The organism is Lutibacter citreus, from assembly GCF_003260195.1.
Lineage (GTDB): Bacteria > Bacteroidota > Bacteroidia > Flavobacteriales > Flavobacteriaceae > Lutibacter > Lutibacter citreus.
The window spans coordinates 437,118-456,912 of the sequence record NZ_QEIH01000004.1 but is presented as its reverse complement, the minus strand read 5'-3'; the positions used below and the strand labels follow the sequence as shown (position 1 = coordinate 456,912).

12 protein-coding genes are annotated in these 19,795 nt (G+C 31.3%); 11 read left to right on the top strand and 1 reads right to left on the bottom strand.

From position 1 onward, the window contains the following. Window positions 1-2: 2 nt before the first annotated feature. The 4 genes from DAD81_RS10805 to DAD81_RS10790 all read left to right on the top strand — a co-directional run bounded on the left by DAD81_RS10805 (window position 3) and on the right by DAD81_RS10790 (window position 6,994). Window positions 3-1,316: a glycoside hydrolase family 117 protein gene (locus DAD81_RS10805; RefSeq protein WP_111708331.1), complete on the top strand. Its 1,314-nt coding sequence runs from the start codon at window positions 3-5 to the stop codon at window positions 1,314-1,316. A gap of 4 nt (window positions 1,317-1,320) precedes the next feature. Further along, complete coding sequence (locus tag DAD81_RS10800; protein ID WP_111708269.1) at window positions 1,321-2,772, top strand: sulfatase family protein; 1,452 nt, start codon at window positions 1,321-1,323, stop codon at window positions 2,770-2,772. Window positions 2,773-2,908: 136 nt separating this feature from the next. Beyond that, window positions 2,909-5,497, top strand: a complete 2,589-nt coding sequence (locus tag DAD81_RS10795; RefSeq protein ID WP_111708268.1) for a T9SS type A sorting domain-containing protein — start codon at window positions 2,909-2,911, stop codon at window positions 5,495-5,497. Window positions 5,498-5,695: 198 nt separating this feature from the next. Next, on the top strand, window positions 5,696-6,994 hold the full coding sequence (locus tag DAD81_RS10790) for a glycoside hydrolase family 117 protein (RefSeq protein ID WP_245949222.1): 1,299 nt from the start codon (window positions 5,696-5,698) through the stop codon (window positions 6,992-6,994). Window positions 6,995-7,094: 100 nt separating this feature from the next. On the opposite strand, the gene DAD81_RS10785 is transcribed toward DAD81_RS10790, so the two are convergent. Then, the gene (locus DAD81_RS10785) at window positions 7,095-7,454 is read right to left on the bottom strand and encodes a hypothetical protein (RefSeq protein ID WP_111708267.1); all 360 of its coding nucleotides are present in this window, start codon (window positions 7,452-7,454) and stop codon (window positions 7,095-7,097) included. Window positions 7,455-7,715: 261 nt separating this feature from the next. Between DAD81_RS10785 and DAD81_RS10780 the strand changes: the two genes are divergently transcribed. From DAD81_RS10780 to DAD81_RS10750, 7 genes are all read left to right on the top strand, one after another. Continuing rightward, on the top strand, window positions 7,716-9,353 hold the full coding sequence (locus tag DAD81_RS10780) for a sulfatase-like hydrolase/transferase (RefSeq protein ID WP_111708266.1): 1,638 nt from the start codon (window positions 7,716-7,718) through the stop codon (window positions 9,351-9,353). A 23-nt stretch (window positions 9,354-9,376) separates the two neighbouring features. After that, complete coding sequence (locus tag DAD81_RS10775) at window positions 9,377-10,942, top strand: sulfatase-like hydrolase/transferase (protein WP_111708265.1); 1,566 nt, start codon at window positions 9,377-9,379, stop codon at window positions 10,940-10,942. A 31-nt stretch (window positions 10,943-10,973) separates the two neighbouring features. Continuing rightward, the gene (locus tag DAD81_RS10770) at window positions 10,974-13,205 is read left to right on the top strand and encodes a glycoside hydrolase family 3 N-terminal domain-containing protein (RefSeq protein ID WP_111708264.1); all 2,232 of its coding nucleotides are present in this window, start codon (window positions 10,974-10,976) and stop codon (window positions 13,203-13,205) included. Between the two features lie 49 nt (window positions 13,206-13,254). After that, window positions 13,255-13,887 carry a bifunctional 4-hydroxy-2-oxoglutarate aldolase/2-dehydro-3-deoxy-phosphogluconate aldolase gene (locus tag DAD81_RS10765; protein WP_111708263.1) on the top strand — a complete coding sequence of 211 codons (633 nt, stop codon included), beginning with the start codon at window positions 13,255-13,257 and terminating at the stop codon, window positions 13,885-13,887. A gap of 215 nt (window positions 13,888-14,102) precedes the next feature. Continuing rightward, window positions 14,103-15,944, top strand: coding sequence for a sulfatase-like hydrolase/transferase (locus tag DAD81_RS10760; RefSeq protein ID WP_179950048.1), 1,842 nt, complete (start codon window positions 14,103-14,105; stop codon window positions 15,942-15,944). Window positions 15,945-15,979: 35 nt separating this feature from the next. Then, on the top strand, window positions 15,980-17,629 hold the full coding sequence (locus DAD81_RS10755) for a sulfatase-like hydrolase/transferase (RefSeq protein ID WP_111708262.1): 1,650 nt from the start codon (window positions 15,980-15,982) through the stop codon (window positions 17,627-17,629). 187 nt (window positions 17,630-17,816) lie between these two features. After that, the gene (locus DAD81_RS10750; RefSeq protein WP_111708261.1) at window positions 17,817-19,787 is read left to right on the top strand and encodes a beta-L-arabinofuranosidase domain-containing protein; all 1,971 of its coding nucleotides are present in this window, start codon (window positions 17,817-17,819) and stop codon (window positions 19,785-19,787) included. Window positions 19,788-19,795: the final 8 nt, after the last annotated feature.

Below are 19,795 nucleotides of genomic sequence, written 5' to 3'. Positions count from 1 at the left end.
AGATGAAGAATTTAAGTTTAATTTCAAAAATAGGAATAGCAATAATTTTTATTAGTTTACAATTTTCTTGTGCAGAAAAAGATGTAAAAACAGAAGTCGAGGCAAAGAAAGAAACTCAAACTGCATTTCCTTTTAAAGTACCAGAAGAAAAACCAAACATTCCTTTAAGTGCGTCATCTGAACGTATGTTTAATTTTGAAGAACCTCGTGCACAAGATAATGAGCTGTTTACGCAATTTAAATACACCCGATTAAAGGGTTTTGATTATAGTAATGGAGATGGAACCATTTCTCGAAGAGATCCTTCTCGTCCTATTTTGGTTGATGGGTCTTATTATATTTGGTACACAAAAAGACATACAAAAGTTCCACCAATTGGTTGGGACAGAGCTAAAGAAGCTACTGATATCATTCCTTCTACTGACTGGGATTTATGTGATATTTGGTATGCAACAAGTAAGGATGGGATAACTTGGGAAGAACAAGGAGCAGCAGTTACTAGACCAGAAAAACCAAATTCAGGTTGGCGTTCTCTTGCAACTCCAGATATTTTAGTTTGGAAAGGTAAATACTATTTATATTATCAAGCATTTGATGAGCCAAGCGGGTTAAGAGGAGATTTATGTCCTGTTTCAGTTTCGTATTCAGATTCACCAACTGGACCTTGGACTCACGGTGGAGATGCTATTATTCCTTTTGGAAAAGAAGGTGAATGGGATCAAAATGCAACACACGATCCGCATCCAATTGTTTATAAAGGAAAAATCTATATTTATTACAAAGCTGCTTACAATAAATGGCCACATAAAAGAGATAAATATCTTGTTGGACATGGTTTGGCTATTGCTGAAGATCCTCTTGGACCATTTGAAAAACATCCTTTAAATCCAGTAATGCAATCAGGGCATGAAACTACGTATTGGCCTTATAAAGGAGGAGTAGCAACATTGGCAATTAAAGATGGTAATGAAAGAGAAACAATTCAGTTTGCTGAAGATGGTGTTAATTTTAAAATAGCTTCAAGTGTTTCTTTTACTCCTACTGCAGCAGCTCCATTTATTCCTGATGTTTTTAGTAATACAGGTGATGGAAGAGGTTTTACTTGGGGGTTGTGTCATTTTGTAAATGCAGGAACACCTGAAAAAAGTTACTCTATAATTGCTCGTTTTGATTGTGATTTAAGTTTGGATTACGATGAACCAGCTTTCAAAAATACAGGAGTATGGCATCGTCCTGAGGTATATTTTGAACAAGGAATGGGAAGTTTAAACCAACATCCTGAAGGTAGATATAAAAAGGAAGATTCAAAAAAATAGCAAAATGAAAAAAGTAAGTAGCGGTATTCTTAAATTATCAAGCATACTATTTATTCTGAATATAGTTTTTAGTTGTGCAGCTCAAGAGCAAAAACAACCAAATATTCTTTGGATAAATTGTGATGATTTAGGTAGAGAATTAGCTTGTTATGGAAATCCAGATGTGTATACACCAAATATGGATTTATTAGCAAAACAAGGGGTGAAATATACAAATGCATATTCTAATGCAGCTGTATGTTCTGCTAGTCGTTCATCTCAAATAACTGGGACATACCCAAGTGCTTATAATTTATTGAACCATAGAACTATTGATAAGAAGAATTTGCCTGAAGGGATTTTAACTGTAATGGATGTTTTTAGGAAGAGCGGATATTTCTGTACCAATGGTTGGGCGCATAAAATGAGTTCTAAAGGAAAAGAAGATTATAACTTTTTAGGAAAGAATTTTTTCGATGGAACAGATTGGAATCAACGTGCTGAAGGGCAACCATTTTTTGCGCAGGTTCAAATACATGAACCGCATAGAGTTTTTGTTGAAGACAAAGAGAATCCGGTGAATCCAGATAAGGTTACTTTACCTGGTTGTTATCCAGATTACCCAATAATTAGAGCAGATTGGGCAAATTATTTAGAAAGCGTTCAAACAGCAGATAAACGAGTTGGATTAATTCTTGAAAGATTAGAAAAAGAAGGTTTGGCAGATAACACCATTGTTATTTTATTTGGAGATCACGGTCGCCCACATTTAAGAGATAAGCAATGGTTGTATGAAGGTGGATTAGCAATTCCTTTAATTGTTCGTTATCCTAAAAAGATGAATGCAGGAACCATTTATAAAGGTTTAATAAGTTTAGTAGATGTTACGGCAAGTTCATTAAAATTAGCGGGAATTGAAATTCCAAAGTATATGCATGGAAAAGATGTTCTAAATGGTGAGAAAAGAGATTATATGTTTGGTTTTCGTCAACGTTGTGGAGATGCTGTTGATGATATTCGATCAATAACAGATGGAAGATATAAGTTAATTTGGAATAGAATGTCAGAGTTACCTTATATGCAATTAACATCTTATAAAAAATTACAGTATCCTGCATTTACTTTGTACAAAGTTTTAGATAAAAAAGGGGAACTAAAAGCTCCTTATAATCAATTTATGACTGAAAAACGTCCTGAATTTGAGCTTTATGATTTAGAAAATGATCCAAATGAATTTAATAATTTATCTGAATCTAAGGAGCATTATAAAATTCAAAAAAGATTATTTACTGAATTAAGCTCAAAATTAGAATTAATTGAAAAGAATATGCTTGTTGAGACTCCTGAAACAATTGAAAAAGCAAAGGAAGGATCTCACGCATTTTTGGTAAAAGGATTTGCTAAAAAAGGATTGAAACCAGATGCTTCAGATGAGGAAATATTGAAAGTTTGGGAAAAAGAACTTTTGAATAAATAAAATAGAAGCAGATTTTTTTATATCGCAGGCCTAAGTTATTATAAATAATCAATTGTTGTTAATTAATAACGAATTGTTGTGTTTCTTTTGTGGCTTTAGCATTACTTTCGTGTGATTAAAGAAAATATGTATCACTATGCTTAAAACATTACGTTTTTTTATTTACTTATTCCTTATTTTATGTAGCTTAAATATTTCTGCTAAAAACATTTATGTTGCTATTACAGGAAATGACGCCAATGATGGAACAATAAATAATCCATTTAAAACCTTTAGTAAAGCAATATCTGTTATGTCTGCAGGAGATATTTGTATTATTAGAGAAGGAGTGTATGAAGAAGAATTATCAATAAGTAAAAATGGTACAGCTGGTAATTATTTAACTTTCAAAGCTGCAGATGGCGAAACTGTAGATATTAAAGCTACAAGTGTAATAAACGGTTGGCAAGTTCATAATGGTAGTATTTACAAGGCCAATGTAAATATGTCTATTGCAAATAGGTTTCGCGCTATTTACCATAATAACGAATTTATGGATTTAGCGAGATGGCCAAATAATACGGATAATAATAGATGGACTTTAAATACCGTACCTGTTACTGGTGGAGATGGTTCAAATTTTACAGTTGCTAGTATTCCAAATGTAGATTGGACAGGTGGCTATGTTTATTATTTAGGTGCCCATTCGGGAGCTAGCTGGACACGTGCTATTACAGAAAACACAGTTACTTCTATAACACATACAGGAGTAGATATTACAAAATGGCCATTTACCCCTCATAATCCAACGGTTTGGAGAAATAATCCAGGTAACGAAAGAGGACAATTATACTTGTTTAATAAATTGGAAGCTTTAGATTATGCAAATGAATGGTATTATGATGGTGCTTCTAACACATTATATCTTCAAACTGCGGATGGGAGTATTCCTGCAGACGACAGTGTTCAGTATGCCACCCGACAGTATGCTGCACAATTAAAAGGTGATTATATAAAATTGGAAGGTATTAATTTCTTTGGAGGAAGTATAAAAATACATAACAATGCTGATAATAACCAAATCATTAGTTGTAAGATAGAGCATGGTGCTGAAGGTCATGATTCATTGACAAATACTTCTGCTCAGGAAGGCGATTCATCTATAGAAATTTTAGGTGCTAATACCATAGTGAGAGGCTGTACTATAAACCATAGTTCTATGAACGGTATAACAATAGCAAATTGGGCAGGAGCTCATAATTGTATTATTGAAGAAAATTTTATAAGTAATATAGATTACAATGGTATTCATACAAAACCAATAAACTCTGGTGCTAATAATACAAAAGTATTAAAAAATACGATTTGGAATGCAGGTAGAGACGGTATGACTGTTGGAGGATTAGATAGTGAAATAGCTTATAATGATGTATCTCACTCTCAATTAATAAATAGTGATTCAGGTATATTTTATACGGTTGGAAATAATGATCTTAAAAATATAGAATTACATCATAATTGGTTTCATGATGCTACGGCACCTTCTTATTCGCATGCAGTTGGAGATCCAGGCAAAGCGGCAGGAATTTATTTAGATAACAATAGTAAGGGATATATTGTGCATCACAATGTAGTTTGGAATATTTCATGGAGTGGTTATCAGGTTAATTGGAACAATACCAATTTAGATTTTTTTCATAATACAATTTGGAATGCAGAAAGAGCAATGGATGCTTGGGTAAATGGTTACACACAAGAAAATAATAAGGTATACAACAATTTTGCTAGTTCAGGAGCTTGGTTTACCGAAACATCAACAGATTTTGATATTCAGAATAATTTAATAACGAGTACTTCTCCGTTTGAAGATGCAAATAATCAAAATTTCATGCCTTCTTCGGGAAGTGCTATTACTGATGCTGGAATGGTTATTTCTGGATTCGAAAAACCTTTTAAAGGAATTGCACCTGATATTGGGGCTTATGAAAGATTTGGTACTAGATGGACTGCAGGTGTAAACGCAATTGAAGATTCTGGAGAAGGGAAAATATTATCGGTATTAGATACTCAGTTTACGATTACTACTACTTCAGAAACATGTCCTGATGAAAATAACGGTAAAATTAATATAGTTGCAGATGTGTCTCAAGATTATATCGTAAGTGTTAATAATGTTGATACTAATTTCACAAATGAGATTAATATAGAAGAACTAGAACCTGGTATATATGAATTATGTATTTCGGTAAAAGATTTTGAAGAAAGTCAGTGTTTTAATTTTGAAATCAACGAATCATCTGAGATTTCAGGTAAAACATCAATAGAAAGTAAACAACTTTCTGTTAATATGGATTTAGGTACAGCTCCATTTACGGTATTTATAAACAATAATAAGCAATACGAAACATATAATCAATCATTTGTAATTGATGTAAATCAAGGTGATGAAGTTAAAATAACATCTAATAAAGACTGTGAAGGAGAAATTGTTGAAGTTGTTGATTTTGAGGAGGATATAATAGCATATCCGAATTCTACTAGTGGAGATTTTCAATTAGTACTACCTAAAAATGAGGGAAATATTTTTGTGGAATTATATGATCTTAACTCACGTTTGTTATCATCTAAATTATATTTAATCGAATCAGGGAGAATAAACTTAAGTTTAAAAAATAAACCTTCAGGAATATATATTGCTAGAGTTATGAGTAAAAATCCCGTAAGTGTAAAAATTATAAAGAAATAATAATAAGACCATTGAAAATAATCGAAAAATTAGGGGTAATTAAAACTTTTAACTCAATTATTAAATTGAAATAAGAATATACCGAGAACGTTCTCGGAATAAAAGCCCTATACGAAATCCTTTTCGTAGAGGTCTTTTTAGTTATGTGCTTTTAACTAAGAATATATTTATTAAATTCATAAGAAATAAAAAAACAGTATGAGACTTAAAAGAAATATGCTTTTTTTAAAGAAACAGGCAAACACCTTTTTATTAACTTTATTAGGTTTAATTGTTTGTACATCTTGTGTGAGAAAGAAAATTGAAATTCAAGATAAAAACGATTCTTCATTTCCATACACTATTACTAAGGAAACTAAAAATAGAGAAATGAGCCAAGCTATGAAACGTAGTTTTGAAAACTATGATGGCATACATCCAGCAGAAAATGAATTGTATTCTCAGTTTAAGTATACGGAATTGAAAGGACTTGATTATAACGGTCATGATGGAACTATTTCACGTAGAGATCCTTCAAAAATTATTTTTGAAAACGGGAAATACTATGTTTGGTACACATACCGAAATACAATTGTGCCTCCAATTGGCTCAAAAAGAGCTAATGAAAGTACGGATAAAATCCCGTCAACAGATTGGGATTTATGTGAAATATGGTACGCTACAAGTGCAGATGGCCTAACTTGGGAAGAACAAGGTGTTGCTGTTAATCGTCCTCCAAAACCTGAAGTTGGTTGGCGTTCAGTTTCTACAACGGATATATTAAAATGGAAAGGAAAATACTATTTGTATTATCAAGGTTTTATGGAAGCTAGTGGTAAAAGTGGAGATTATTGTCCGGTTGCAATGTCATATTCCGATTCTCCAGATGGTCCTTGGACCGCAGTTAAAGGTGCTGTTATTGAAAATGGAGCAGAGGGAGAATGGGATCAATACGCTATTCACGATCCATATCCTTTGGTTCATAATGGTAAAGTTTATATTTATTACAAATCTGCCTTTAATCGCCCTGGAAATGTTTGGGTAGCTGGTGGTTTGGCAATAGCAGATAACCCAATGGGGCCATTTAAAAAACATAAACTAAACCCTGTATTAAATTCAGGTCATGAAGTTAGTTTATTCCCTTTTAAAGAGGGCGTAGCAGCTTTAGTGATATGTGATGGTAATGAGCATTTTACAATTCAATATGCAAAGGATTGGGTGAATTTTGAAATAGCTTCTATTACAGAGCTAATGCCTATTGCTCCAGGACCTTATGTTCCAGATGCATTTACCAATACTAAAGATGGTAGAGGTATTACTTGGGGATTGAGTCATTTTACCAATGCAGGTAATGGGAAAGGAGATCAACACTCTATTTTAGGTCGTTTTGATTGTGATTTGAGTTTGGATGTAAACGATTCAGGAATGAAGGCTTCAAGAAATTTCAATAAACCAGAATATTATTTCTCTAAAGGATTAAGTAAAAAGCAATTGGATAAAATTAAGAATCAGAATTAGATTGTTCTAGGTATTTATTATAGTACTATTTCTAATTAATAGAGATAAAAAAACTCCTTTGAAATTTTCAAAGGAGTTTTTTTATTGAGTTTTTTAAAACTTACTTTTTAAGAAGTTTTCGTCCTTTTTGTCTTGCCGTGTTTTGAGCTTTAGTTAAAATATCATTTCTTAATTTTAAACTAAATATTTTATAAAGTTCTTTTACTTGAGCTTGCTTTTCAGTTTTGTCTTTAACTGTTTTTTGAATTTTTTTAATTTCTTTTTGATTTTCAATAAATGCAGCAGTAAAATTTTTTTCTTGTTTATTTGTTAACTTTGCAGTAGCATCACCCGCAACTATTTCTTTCTTTAGTTGTTCTAACTTTTTAGTTGATTGAATAGCAGATTTATCTTGCGCTACAGAAGAAAAAGATATAGCAACTACAAAAAATAACGATAGTAATAATTTAATTTGTTTCATAATAGAGTAGTTCTTTATTGTTGAGTCAAATATGAGAATAAAGAAACAGAATAGTTGATACATATGGTCTTAAAAATAAGACATATTACTTTTAAGAATTAATTTGGGTTTTGCTAATATTTAGATTTTTTTATTGATAAAAAGCATATGTGTTAGTATTTTATTTAAATGTAGTAACATAAGATTTATATAAGTTGATGTTTGAATTTATAAAATTATAAATTTGAATTCTCAAGATTAAGAATAATTAAAATCCTTTAAATGAAACAAAATAGTATTGTTTTAAAATATTCAATAACAGCAATTGTCGTATTATTAACAGTGAATATATTTGCTCAAAATAAGACAAAACAAAAGCCAAATATTGTAGTGGTTTTTGCTGATGATATTAGTGCTAGAGAGTTTCCTATATACAATTCAACTGTTTGGAATGCAGACTCAAATGGAGAGTCTGTAGATCCAAAACTAAGAGCAAAAACTCCTGTTTTAAGTCAGTTGGCCAAAGAAGGTGTCTATATTAAAACAGCTTGGGCAGCAACAATTTGTTCTCCTAGTAGAGCAATGATGATGACTGGTCGTTATGCTGATAAACACAAGTGGTGGCATAATGGAGATTTAGGAATGTCTTTAAGTGAAGATGGTAAGAAAAGACCTTGGCCTTTATATGAAAGTTCTACTTTAATTGGTCATATTGCTCAAAAAGCGGGATACGCAACTATGTGGTCTGGTAAAACACAAATGAAAGGATCAAATTTATTGAAATTTGGGTTTGATGAAGGTGTATTTACACCCGGAGAGCAAGGAGCCCCAAATAATCCAATGACAGATTTTAAAATTATTCCAAAAAAAATAAATGGGAAAAAGGTATATATAAATGCAGATACTGGAAAACAAATAGATACTTATCAACAGTATGGTTGGTATTGGAAACCACATGTGCGTTTAATGAATCATCCTAGTTCAGATAAAGAATTAGATTGGTGGCCAAATACTGCAGAATCTAAAAAAAGATATGGTTTAAACACTTTTGGACCAGACGTTGAAATGGAATTAATTTTTGATTTTATGGAGCGTAAACAAAAAGAACATAAGCCTTTCTTTGTATATCATACAACACATTTAGGTCACGGTTCTGTTGATTTTTTTAATCAGCATCCTGATAATAAATATCCTCAAACTCCAAAAATAGAATGGACGGGGAACGGATATACTAGATTTGAACCAAATGTGACTGGTGATAATGGAGTTTATAATACAAATAACTCTTTATCTGAACCGGGAATTAGAAATCACGTAAATTACCTAGATTATCAGGCTTGGTTGTATATAAATAAGTTTAAAGAGATGGGAATTGAAAACAATACCATTTTTATTTTCTGTGCTGATAATGGAACTCATTATTACGGTAAAGGAAGTCCCGTTAGCCAAAAAGGAACACACGTACCTTTTATTGTTTATGCACCTGGAATGAATTTAACCAAAAAAGGAGAGCAAGATATTTTAGTTAATATAGCTGATGTTATGCCTACAATAGCTGATATTGTTGGTGTGAAAATTGAAAAGGATTATGCTGTGGACGGTGTAAGTTTATGGCCATATTTAACAACTTCAACAAAAAAACATAGAGATTGGATTTATTCTTATAAAAAAGGAATGCAATTAATTAGAGGTTTTAATGTAATGAAAGACGGTGAAGGTACTTGGTACAATGTTGCTGAAGATGCAGATGATTTAGCTAGTTTTCCTAAAATTAAAGATTGGTCTAAAATGTCTAAAACTCATTTAAATGAACGAGATAAATTAAAAGCTATTTTACCTAAGTATAATTTGCACGATAGTGCTCATGATGCACCAGGTTATATTAGAAAAAAGAAGGTTAAAGAAAATAAAAAACAATAATTCAAAATATTAAATAAAAAATTATGAATCGTAATTTTATTAAAAAAGTATTAGTATTAAGTATTGGAATTCTTAGTGTATTACCAAATTATGCTCAAAGTAAAAGAAGTAAAAAAGGAAAGAAGCCAAATGTATTGTTAATTTATACGGACGATCATAGGTATACCGGAATACATGCTTTAGGTAATATGGCTGTTAAAACACCAAATATTGATGCGTTAGCACACGATGGTATAGTTTTTACAAACACCTATTTAATGGGGTCCTTTTCAGGAGCTACGTGCATGCCTAGTAGAGATATGTTAAATACAGGTAGACAGTTGTTCAATTTAAAAGAACAGGGGCGTTTTGTTCCAACAACTGATTTAACAATAGGAGAGGCTTTCCAAAAAGCAGGATACGATTCTCATATTGTTGGAAAATGGCATCAAGACAACAAAACTTTAAATAGATCATTTGACACAGGTGATAACATTATGGGACGAAGTGCTTATCTAACTGATCATTTTAGAATGCCTTATTGGGATTTCAATAAAAATAGCAACTATACAAGAGATGAAGCTTTTTTATTAATTTATGATAAAGATGGAAATAGAAAAAGAAGAGGTTTAACAAAAGATGATAAACGTGGACCAATTGCAACAGAAGCTTTTGGACCTCATACATCAGAAGTATTTGCTGAAAAAGCTTCAAAATTTATTAAAGATAGAAAAAGTAAAAATCCTTTCTTTATGTATTTGGCCTTTCATGCACCTCACGATCCACGTCAGGCACCTAAAGAATATATGGATATGTATCCTATAAAAGATATTAATTTAACACCATCGTATATGCCGCAGCACCCCTTTGATAATGGAGATATGGTGTTAAGAGATGAGGCTTTGGCTCCTTGGCCAAGAACTGAGGATGTTGCAAAAGAACAATTGGCTAGTTATTATGCAATTATCACACATTTGGATGCTCAAATTGGTAAAGTAGTTAAAACATTGAAAGAAACTGGAGCTTATGAAAATACAATTATTGTATTGGCTGGAGATAGTGGATTGGCTGTTGGAAATCACGGTTTAATGGGGAAACAAAGTGTGTATGATGAAGATGGTATTCACGTTCCTTTTATTATTTCAGGAAATTTAATTGAAGATAAAGGGCGAAGAATTAATGCATTAAGTTATATTCATGATATTTTCCCAACTATTTGTGATTTAGCGCATGTTGAAAAACCATCAACAATTGATGGTAAAAGTTTAGTGCCTGTAATTAATAATGAAGTAAAACAAGTAAGAGACTATACATATCACGCTTATAAACAATTTCAAAGAGCCTATAGAAAAGGAGATTATAAACTAATTGAATATGTAAGAGCAGATGGCAAGCATTTTAAAACAGGAGAGTTTGTTGCAGGATCAAGAGTAACTCAATTATTTAATTTTGTAAAAGACCCATGGGAAACTACAGACCTTTCATTTTTTCCTGAATATAAAGAGAAAGTTGCCGAAATGCGTAAAGAAATGAAGGCCAAAGCCATTGAGTTGGGTGATGATAAAGATAAAATCGATGCAGTGGATTTCGATTTTTGGGATTATTATTAGTAAATTTATTGCAGATGAATAAAATAAAAGAATGAAATATATATTAAAAAAAAGCTATCAATTATTATTGGTAGCTTTTGTTTTGTTAGTAGCGTGTAAACAAAAAGAGACACAACCTAAAAACACTGAAGTTACTGCTTTGGTAAGTAAAATGACTTTAGAGGAAAAGGTTGGTCAAATGACTCAAATTACTTTAAGTACGTTTTATAAAAAAGGTGTTTTTCAGGAAGAAAAATTTAAAAAGTACATTATTTCAAATGGTATTGGGTCCATTTTAAATGTAAATGAATCGGAGCCTTTATCTGTGGAAGAATGGCATGAGCTAATTACAAAAATTCAAGATTACGCAAAAGAAACCCGTTTACAAATTCCTGTATTATATGGTATTGATGCAATTCATGGAGCAACTTATACTAAAGAAGCGACATTGTTCCCTCACAATATAGGATTGGCGGCTTCTCGAAACCCTAAATTAGCTTTTGAAATTGCCGAAATTACAGCCAAAGAAGTAAGAGCAAGCGGAATTCGTTGGAATTTTGATCCTGTTTTAGGAGTTGGAAGACAACCATTGTGGCCTCGGTTTGAAGAAACTTTTGGTGAAGATGTGTTGTTAGTTTCAGAATTTGGAACACAAGCTATTAAAGGTTATGAAGGAACAGATTTAAAGAACAATAAGAATGTAGCATCTTGTATGAAACACTTTTTAGGTTACTCAGTTCCACAATCGGGAAAAGATAGAACTCCTGCATATATTCCTGAAATAGTTTTAAGAGAAATTTTTATGCCGCCATTTAAAAAGGCTGTTGAAACAGGTTGTCCAACTATTATGATTAATTCGGGATCTATAAACGGAGTGCCAGTTCATATTAATAAAACCTTGTTAACTGATTTGTTGAAAAATGAATGGGGTTTTAAAGGATTAGTTGTTACAGATTGGGAAGATATTATGTATTTGTACAAAGAGCATAACGTAGCTAAAGACAATAAAGAGGCCGTGAAAATGGCTATTAATGCAGGTATTGAGATGAGTATGGTTCCTGGGAAATTAGATTTTTATAACGATTTAATTGAACTTGTAAATGAAGGCGAAGTCTCAATGGAACGTATAGACGATGCCGTGAGTAGAATTCTAAAAGTAAAATTTGATTTAGGTTTATTTGATAATCCGTACCCTGAAAAAGAAGCTGTAGCTAATTTTGGCTTGGCTTCATATAAAGAAACCGCTTTAAAAACTGCGGAACAAAGTATGACTTTGTTAAAAAATGAAACTATAAATAATAAACCGGTTTTACCTCTAAATAAAAATTCAAAAGTATTAATTGCGGGGCCTGGAGCAAATTCTTTAGCAACTTTACACGGTAGCTGGTCATATACTTGGCAAGGAGATAGAGAGCATTTATATGCTGAATCTACCTTAACTATTAAAGAAGCAATTCAAAATAAAATAGGAAAAGAAAATGTTACCTCTATTGCACCAAACAAGTTTCAAGAAATAACAACTTCAGAAATTAAAAGTGTCACTCAAAAAGCGAAGAATGTAGATTGTATTATTTTATGTTTGGGAGAAATTAGCTATGCGGAAACTAGAGGTAATATTGATGATTTAGAACTATCTAAAGATCAAATTGAATTGGCAAAAGCTGCAATTGCAACTAATAAGCCTGTAATTTTAGTTTTAACTGAAGGAAGACCAAGAATTGTAAATGAATTTATTGAAGGAATAGTTGGTGTTTTAATGGCGTATAGACCCGGAAGTGAAGGCGCAAATGCAATTGCAAATGTGTTGTTTGGCGATTATAACCCAAGTGGTAAATTACCATTTTCGTATCCTAAATATTCAGGGAATTTATTAACCTATGATGCTCCAATTCGAAATATTAAAACGTATAAACCTCAATGGGCGTTTGGTGAAGGTTTAAGTTATACCTCGTTCGAGTTTGGGGAAATTGAATTAAGTTCTAAAACTTTGAATGAAAATGGATCATTAACTGTTAAGGTTAAAGTTTCTAATACTGGTAAAATGGATGGTGATTTGGTTATAGATTTATTTGTGAAAGATTTAGTTGCTTCCATAATTCCACCTATGAAAAAATTAAGAAAGTTTGATAGAGTGCATTTAAAGGCTGGTGAGTCAAAAGCAGTTGAGTTTATATTGAATAAAGACGATTTATCGTTTGTAAATGCCTATTTAAAACGGGTAACTGAAAATGGCGAATTTGAAATTTTAATAGGGAATAAGGCAGTTAAGTTTAATTATAATTAATTTTCATTGAAAATTATTTGTTATGTTTATTGTTTAGAACTCACAATTAATGGAAAGAAAAGATATTGTAAAAATTATTGAAGCAGAAAAGCTAGTTCTTGTTACAAGATTGAAAGATAGTAAACAAGCGTCAATGGTTTTAAAAAGCCTAATTGATGTAGGGGTGAAGGTTATGGAAATCACTTCAAATACCCCAAATTTTGAAGAAGAAATAACTAAGGCTAGAAAATTATTTCCAGATGTGTTGATAGGCGCAGGTACTGTTATAAATAAAGAAATTGCTAAAAAAGCGATTAACGCAGGTGCACAATTTATAGTAACTCCAAATACAGATATTTCATTAATTAAAATTGCTCATAACAATAATATTCCAATTTTAATGGGGGCTTTAACACCTACAGAAGTTTGCACAGCATCCGAAGCTGGGGCTGATTTTGTAAAACTTTTTCCAGCTGATATTATGGGTGTACCTTATTTTAAATCTATTAAAGCTCCGTTGGATAAAGTGAAATTATTTGCTGTAGGAGGAATAGAATTGGATAGTGTTCAAGATTGGTTTAATGCAGGAGCAATGGGAATTGGGATTGCTAGTGTGCTTCAAGAACCTGATAATTGTCCTATTGATTTGGCTGAAGTTGAGTCAAGAATTGCCAAGTTTGTTAAACATATTAAATCTAGTTAAAGTTTTAAATGCTTCATATTTAATGGTTAACGATTAATATCTGATTATACTTTTTATATACACAGCTCATTTTTAAAACATAATATCTCCACTAATTTAATAGGACATTTGTCTTATCATTTAAAACATATGAATATAGGTTCTTCATTTTAATTTTGTTTTTTTGGTATTGTAATTGTAATCCTTTGATTAGAATATACAGTAATGAAATATTTATGAAGAATATATTAAAATTAATTATCCTTTTAGTTGTTAGTTTAAAATTAACAGCACAAGAAAATAAACCTAACATTCTTTGGATTATGACTGATGATCAAAGGATGGATTCTAATGGTTATTTTAATGAAATTACAACAGGTAACAAAGAGAGTGCATTGGGATATGTTGAGTCTCCAAACCTAGATGCTTTAGCAAAAGAAGGTACAGTATTTACAGAGTTTTATTGTAATTCACCAGCTTGTGCACCTTCAAGAGGGAGTATTATTACGGGTAAATATCCACATCATTCTGGAATTTATGGTTTTGAAAAAACACACAATCAAACTGATTTTTTTAATAAAACAATGCCTGAAGTAATGGCTGATAATGGTTATCAAACAGCAATGTTTGGTAAAAAAGGATACTACATTTTTAATTGGACACCAAAATCGATAAAAGGTGAAACAAATTTTTATCAGCAATATGTGAATTCAACTGAGTTGAGAAAAAATAAAAATACAACAGATTGGGATAATAATACCGAATGGGGACCAGTAAATGGAAAGTATACAAAACTAGGCTCAAGTGTAAATTTTTATTATCCGAATGGAGAGCATAAATCATTTCCAAGAGGAGAGAAATTATCTTTAAATGATAAAAAAATAAAAGCTAGTATTGAAAAAGAATTAGATATTCTTTATGCATACACACGTAGTAATCCTGAATTGATAATTGGAGGGGTAAACTCAATGCCTCCAAATAAAACACTAGACGGTAATATAACAAGAGAATTTTTAGATTATTTAAAAAATAAAGGAGCAACTTATAATTCTCCTGTTGGGAAAAAGATGAATGGAGCTGATACTAAAAAGCCAATTTTCACTAGTTTAAGTTATCATTTTCCGCATACACCAGTTATGCCACCTAAAGAATTTAGAGATCGTTTTAAAGGAAAGACGTATAAAATTCCAGAGTTTGATAAAAAGGAAGTAGATAAGTTACCACTTCAATTGAAGAAGTTGTACGATAAAATGAAAATTGATGATTTGACTTATGAAGAGAAACAACAAGCTATTAGAGATTACTATGCGTTTTGTGCTTATGGAGATGTTCAAATAGGAATGGCTATCAAGGAGTTTAAATCGTATAGTAAAAAAAATAACCAAGAGTATTTAATATTTTATGTGTGTGGAGATCACGGTTGGCAATTAGGAGAACAAGGAATTGAAGCTAAGTTTTCACCTTGGGAACTAACAAATCATACTACAGCAATTATAGTTTCATCAGATAAAAAGAAGTTTAAAGCAGGAATAGTTTATGAAGGATTTACAGAATATGTAGATATTATGCCAACAATTATTGCTGCCGGTGGAGCGGATTTGTCTAAACCAGAATTTGATTTTTTAGATGGTTATGATTTAGCTGAAGTATTAACAAATAAAAAATTAAAAAGAGATTATGTGTTAGGTGAATTTAACCATGTAGTTGGTCCTAGAGCTTATTTAAGAACTAAAGATTTTTCTTTTTCAATGCGAAATAGAGAAAGTAATCAGAAAGCAAGTAACAAGCAAAAACCAAATGTAGCAATAAAATGGGGGGTAGAGGCTCCAAGAGATGATGTTGAAATGGCATTGTATGATTTACGTTTAGATCCAAAGGAAAGAAACAATGTTGCTAATGATAAAGGATATAAAAAATTAGCAGATTGGTTTCGTCAAAAAACTGGAAATATAACTTTAGGAGATAGAAGAATTGAAAGTAATTGGGCGAAACAAAATGATTATAATAAATCTGACTTTGCATTAGGAGCCGATGATAAAAAAATTAATATTCCAAAAAATATAATACCAATAAATTAAATAGAGAATTAAACAATTAATAAATTTATAAAACTATGTTTAAGTACATTCAGTTCATTTTAATATTTGCTATTTCTTTTTCGGTTTTAGCGCAAAAAAATAAAAAACCAAATATCATTTTAATTTATGCAGATGATATTAGCGCACGTGAATTACCAATTTATAAATCAGATACTTGGAGTCCGCCAGAAGGAGGAAACACTCAAGATATGCAGTTTAGAGCTAAAACACCAGTTTTAGATAATTTAGCAAATGAAGGTGTGTATATAAAAACAGCTTGGGCGGCAGTTGTATGTTCGCCAAGTAGAGCAATGATGATGACTGGTAGATATGCACATATTCATAAATGGTGGGCAAATAGTGATATTGGAAGATATTCAGTAGGAAAAAAGAAAACAGCAACATTTCCTTTATTTAAAAGTTCTCCAAAATTAATTGGGCATATTGCTCAAGAAGGTGGTTATAAAACTTTTTGGGTTGGAAAAACGCAAATGAGAAATGATGATTTAGATCAATATGGATTTGAAGAAGGGGTTTTTACAGCGGGAAGTACAACTTTGGCAGGAGTAAATCCTTATACAAATTTTGAAGTAGAGCAAGTTAAAAAAGATGGTAAAAAGTTTGTTATAAATAAAGATAGTGGAAAAGAAGTTGTAATGTATCCGCAATCTAGTTGGTATTGGAAACCTCACGTAATGTTAATGAATCATCCTACTTCATCAAAAAAATATGAATGGTGGCCAAATACAGCAAAATCTAAAAAAGAATACGGTGTAAATACATTTGGACCAGATGTAGAATTAGATTTTGCATTTGATTTTATGGAAAGAAAAGTGAAAAAAGACGAACCTTTCTTTTTATATCATACATCACATTTAGGTCACGATGCTTTCGATTTTTTAAATCCTACGGAAAAAAACAAATGGCCAGGTACACCTATTGTAACTTATAAAAACGGAAAGTATAAGAGAACAGATCCAAAAATAAAGGGTAGTAATGGTAAGTACAATTTAAACGGTACAGTTACAAAACCAGGAATACACAATCATTTAAATTATTTAGATTACCAAGTTTCTTTGTATTTGGAAAAAATGAAAGAACTTAAAATTGAAGATAATACTATTCTTGTTTTCTGTGCGGATAATGGTACTAGCGGCTATGGTAAAAATAGCAATGCGGTTCAAAAAGGAGTGCACGTACCATTTATTGTATATGCACCTGGATTTAATTTCACAAAAAAAGGAGAACAAGATATTCTGTTAAATATTTCAGATGTGTTACCAACTATTACTGAAATTGTTGGAGTTGAAATTCCTGAAGATTATGAAATTAATGGTGAAAGCTTTTGGCCTTATTTAACAACAGATAAAAAAGAGCATAGAAAATGGATTTATGCTTACAAATCAGGTACGCAATTAATTAGAGGTAAAAAGGTTTTGAAAGATGGAACTAACAAATGGTTTGATGTAAGTGAAACACCTTCAGATTTAATAAGTTTTAATCAAATTAAAGATTGGAAAACAGTTTCCGAAGATCTTAAAAAGGAAAAAAATGAATTGACCAAAATATTACCAAGGTTTGATTTGTTCGCGACGGCACCTAATGGACCATTAGAGCCTGGAGCAGTTTTACCTAAAAAGAAAGAAAAAAGTTGGGTTAAGAAAAAGAAGAAGAAAAAGCATTAAATAAATTAAGTTTGGTTAGAGTTTGAGCTCTAAAAGGTATTTTAAAAGATGCTTTTTAGAGTTTTTTTATGTTTAAATGTTGAATATTTTTAATAAAAAAACATTTATGATAGTTTCTAAGTCATTTGATAATTTAATTAAAATGTTTAGTTATAAATTTGAATTTCAACTAAACTAATACTCAATAATGAAAAAGCTATTTATCGCATTCAGTTTATTTCTTTTAACAGTTCAATTTAGTACAGCTCAGGAATATGCAAAATGTTCTGAGTTCCCATTAACTAGTATTTCACCACAAGGGTGGATTCAAGAGTTTTTACAAAAACAAGCAAAAGGTTTAGGAGGAAACCCGTCAATTTCTGGATATCCATTTAATACAAAAATGTGGATGGAAGATATACGTATTCCAGAAGGTCATCCAGGGATGGAGTGGTGGCCTTATGAACAAACTGGCTATTATGTTGATGGTATCTTAAGAGCTGGTTATTTAGTAAATGATTCTTTACTAATTAAAAAGGCAGAGAAGAATATCAATTTCACACTTTCTAATGTAAATAATGAAGGGATTATTGGGTTTAATGATACTGATGATTGGAGTAGAACGGTTTTTTTTAGAGCTATAATGGCTGAATATAATGTAACTAAAAACCCTAAGATATTAGATAAGTTAACTGCGCATTTTCTTCAGAAGAAAAGATTATTTAATGAAGGTAGAGGCTTGTTAAGTATTGAACAAATTTTGTGGTTGTATCAACAAACAAATGACAAACGATTATTACAGCTAGCTAAAAATAGCTTTAATAATAATCTTGGCACTAATCAAGGAGGTGAATATGGTAACGAAAAAATGGATAAAAAACCTTCAAAAGTATTAAGTAGTTTATTGTCTGATAAAATCCCAAGTGGTCACGGAGTTTCATTTTGTGAACAGGTTAAAATTCCTGCTATTTTATATATGCATACGGGGAATGATGAATATTTAAAAGCGTCTATTAATGGGTTAGATAAGTTAAAAAAGCATCATATGCTTGTTGATGGTTGCCCAAGTTCTGTTGAGCATTTAAGCGGAAAAGGAGTTGCTATGGCTCACGAAACTTGTGATATTATTGATTTAAGTTGGTCATCTGGATATTTATTAATGGCTACAAGAGATGGGAAATGGGCAGATATTATTGAACGCTCAATTTTTAATGCAGGGTTAGGAGCTTTGGATAAAGATTTTAAAGCACATCAATATTATTCAGCACCAAATCAACCAGTAGCTGCTGATGAAACTAGTCAGTTTAACATTGACCTGAATTGGGGAGGAATGGCACTTGGTAGAATGAGTTACAAAACGGGTCACGATACTGAATGCTGTACAGGGAATATTGAAAGAATGATGCCGGTTTATGCAGGTAGAATGTGGTTAAATGATACTGAAACAGGAGGTGTTGTAGCCGCTTTGTATGGAGCCTCAACAATAAGCACTACAATTAATAATAAAGCAATTCAAATAGTAGAAGAAACAAATTATCCTTTTTCAGAAGACATTAAATTCACCTTAAAATTAGAAAATAAAGTAAAGTTTCCGTTTTATTTAAGGATTCCGGCTTGGTGTGCAAATCCAAAAATTCTGGTAAACGGAAAACAGCTAAAAAAGTTTACTATTGAAAAAGGATTTGTGAAATTGGAACGAAATTTTAAAAACAATGATATTGTTGAGTTAAATCTTCCAATGCATTTAAAAGCTACACAATGGGGTGAAAATAATGATGGAGTGGCTATTGAAAGAGGCCCTTTAGTGTATTCGCTCCCTGTTAAATCTAAAGAAATAAATTTCAGTTTTATTGGAAATTCCTTAGCGAGTGAATTTCCAAATAAATTTATGTATCCGCAAAGCGATTGGAATTATGCATTAAAATTAGATGAGAATAATTTAGAAAATTCAATTGAAGTTTCTAAAAGTGAAAATTCCAATTATCCTTGGTATACAAATAATGCTCAAACAAAATTAAAGGTGAAGGCTGTAAAAGTAAAAAATTGGAAATTAGAAGGTACAAAGCATTTATCTGTTTATCCAAATAACATAGAACTAGGTTCTGTTGAAGAAACAATTGAATTGGTTCCTCTTGGAAGTACTTATTTACGTATGACAATTTTTCCGTTAGTAAAATAAAATAATTT

Excerpts from the sequence above, each read along its gene's own strand:
- DAD81_RS10760 (WP_179950048.1), top strand. The coding sequence starts at position 14,103 with ATGAAGAATATATTAAAATTAATTATCCTTTTAGTTGTTAGTTTAAAA.
- DAD81_RS10795 (WP_111708268.1), top strand. The coding sequence starts at position 2,909 with ATGCTTAAAACATTACGTTTTTTTATTTACTTATTCCTTATTTTATGT.
- DAD81_RS10790 (WP_245949222.1), top strand. The coding sequence starts at position 5,696 with ATGAGACTTAAAAGAAATATGCTTTTTTTAAAGAAACAGGCAAACACC.
- DAD81_RS10755 (WP_111708262.1), top strand. The coding sequence starts at position 15,980 with ATGTTTAAGTACATTCAGTTCATTTTAATATTTGCTATTTCTTTTTCG.
- DAD81_RS10805 (WP_111708331.1), top strand. The coding sequence starts at position 3 with ATGAAGAATTTAAGTTTAATTTCAAAAATAGGAATAGCAATAATTTTT.
- DAD81_RS10780 (WP_111708266.1), top strand. The coding sequence starts at position 7,716 with ATGAAACAAAATAGTATTGTTTTAAAATATTCAATAACAGCAATTGTC.
- DAD81_RS10800 (WP_111708269.1), top strand. The coding sequence starts at position 1,321 with ATGAAAAAAGTAAGTAGCGGTATTCTTAAATTATCAAGCATACTATTT.
- DAD81_RS10750 (WP_111708261.1), top strand. The coding sequence starts at position 17,817 with ATGAAAAAGCTATTTATCGCATTCAGTTTATTTCTTTTAACAGTTCAA.
- DAD81_RS10785 (WP_111708267.1), bottom strand. The coding sequence starts at position 7,454 with ATGAAACAAATTAAATTATTACTATCGTTATTTTTTGTAGTTGCTATA.
- DAD81_RS10775 (WP_111708265.1), top strand. The coding sequence starts at position 9,377 with ATGAATCGTAATTTTATTAAAAAAGTATTAGTATTAAGTATTGGAATT.
- DAD81_RS10770 (WP_111708264.1), top strand. The coding sequence starts at position 10,974 with ATGAAATATATATTAAAAAAAAGCTATCAATTATTATTGGTAGCTTTT.
- DAD81_RS10765 (WP_111708263.1), top strand. The coding sequence starts at position 13,255 with ATGGAAAGAAAAGATATTGTAAAAATTATTGAAGCAGAAAAGCTAGTT.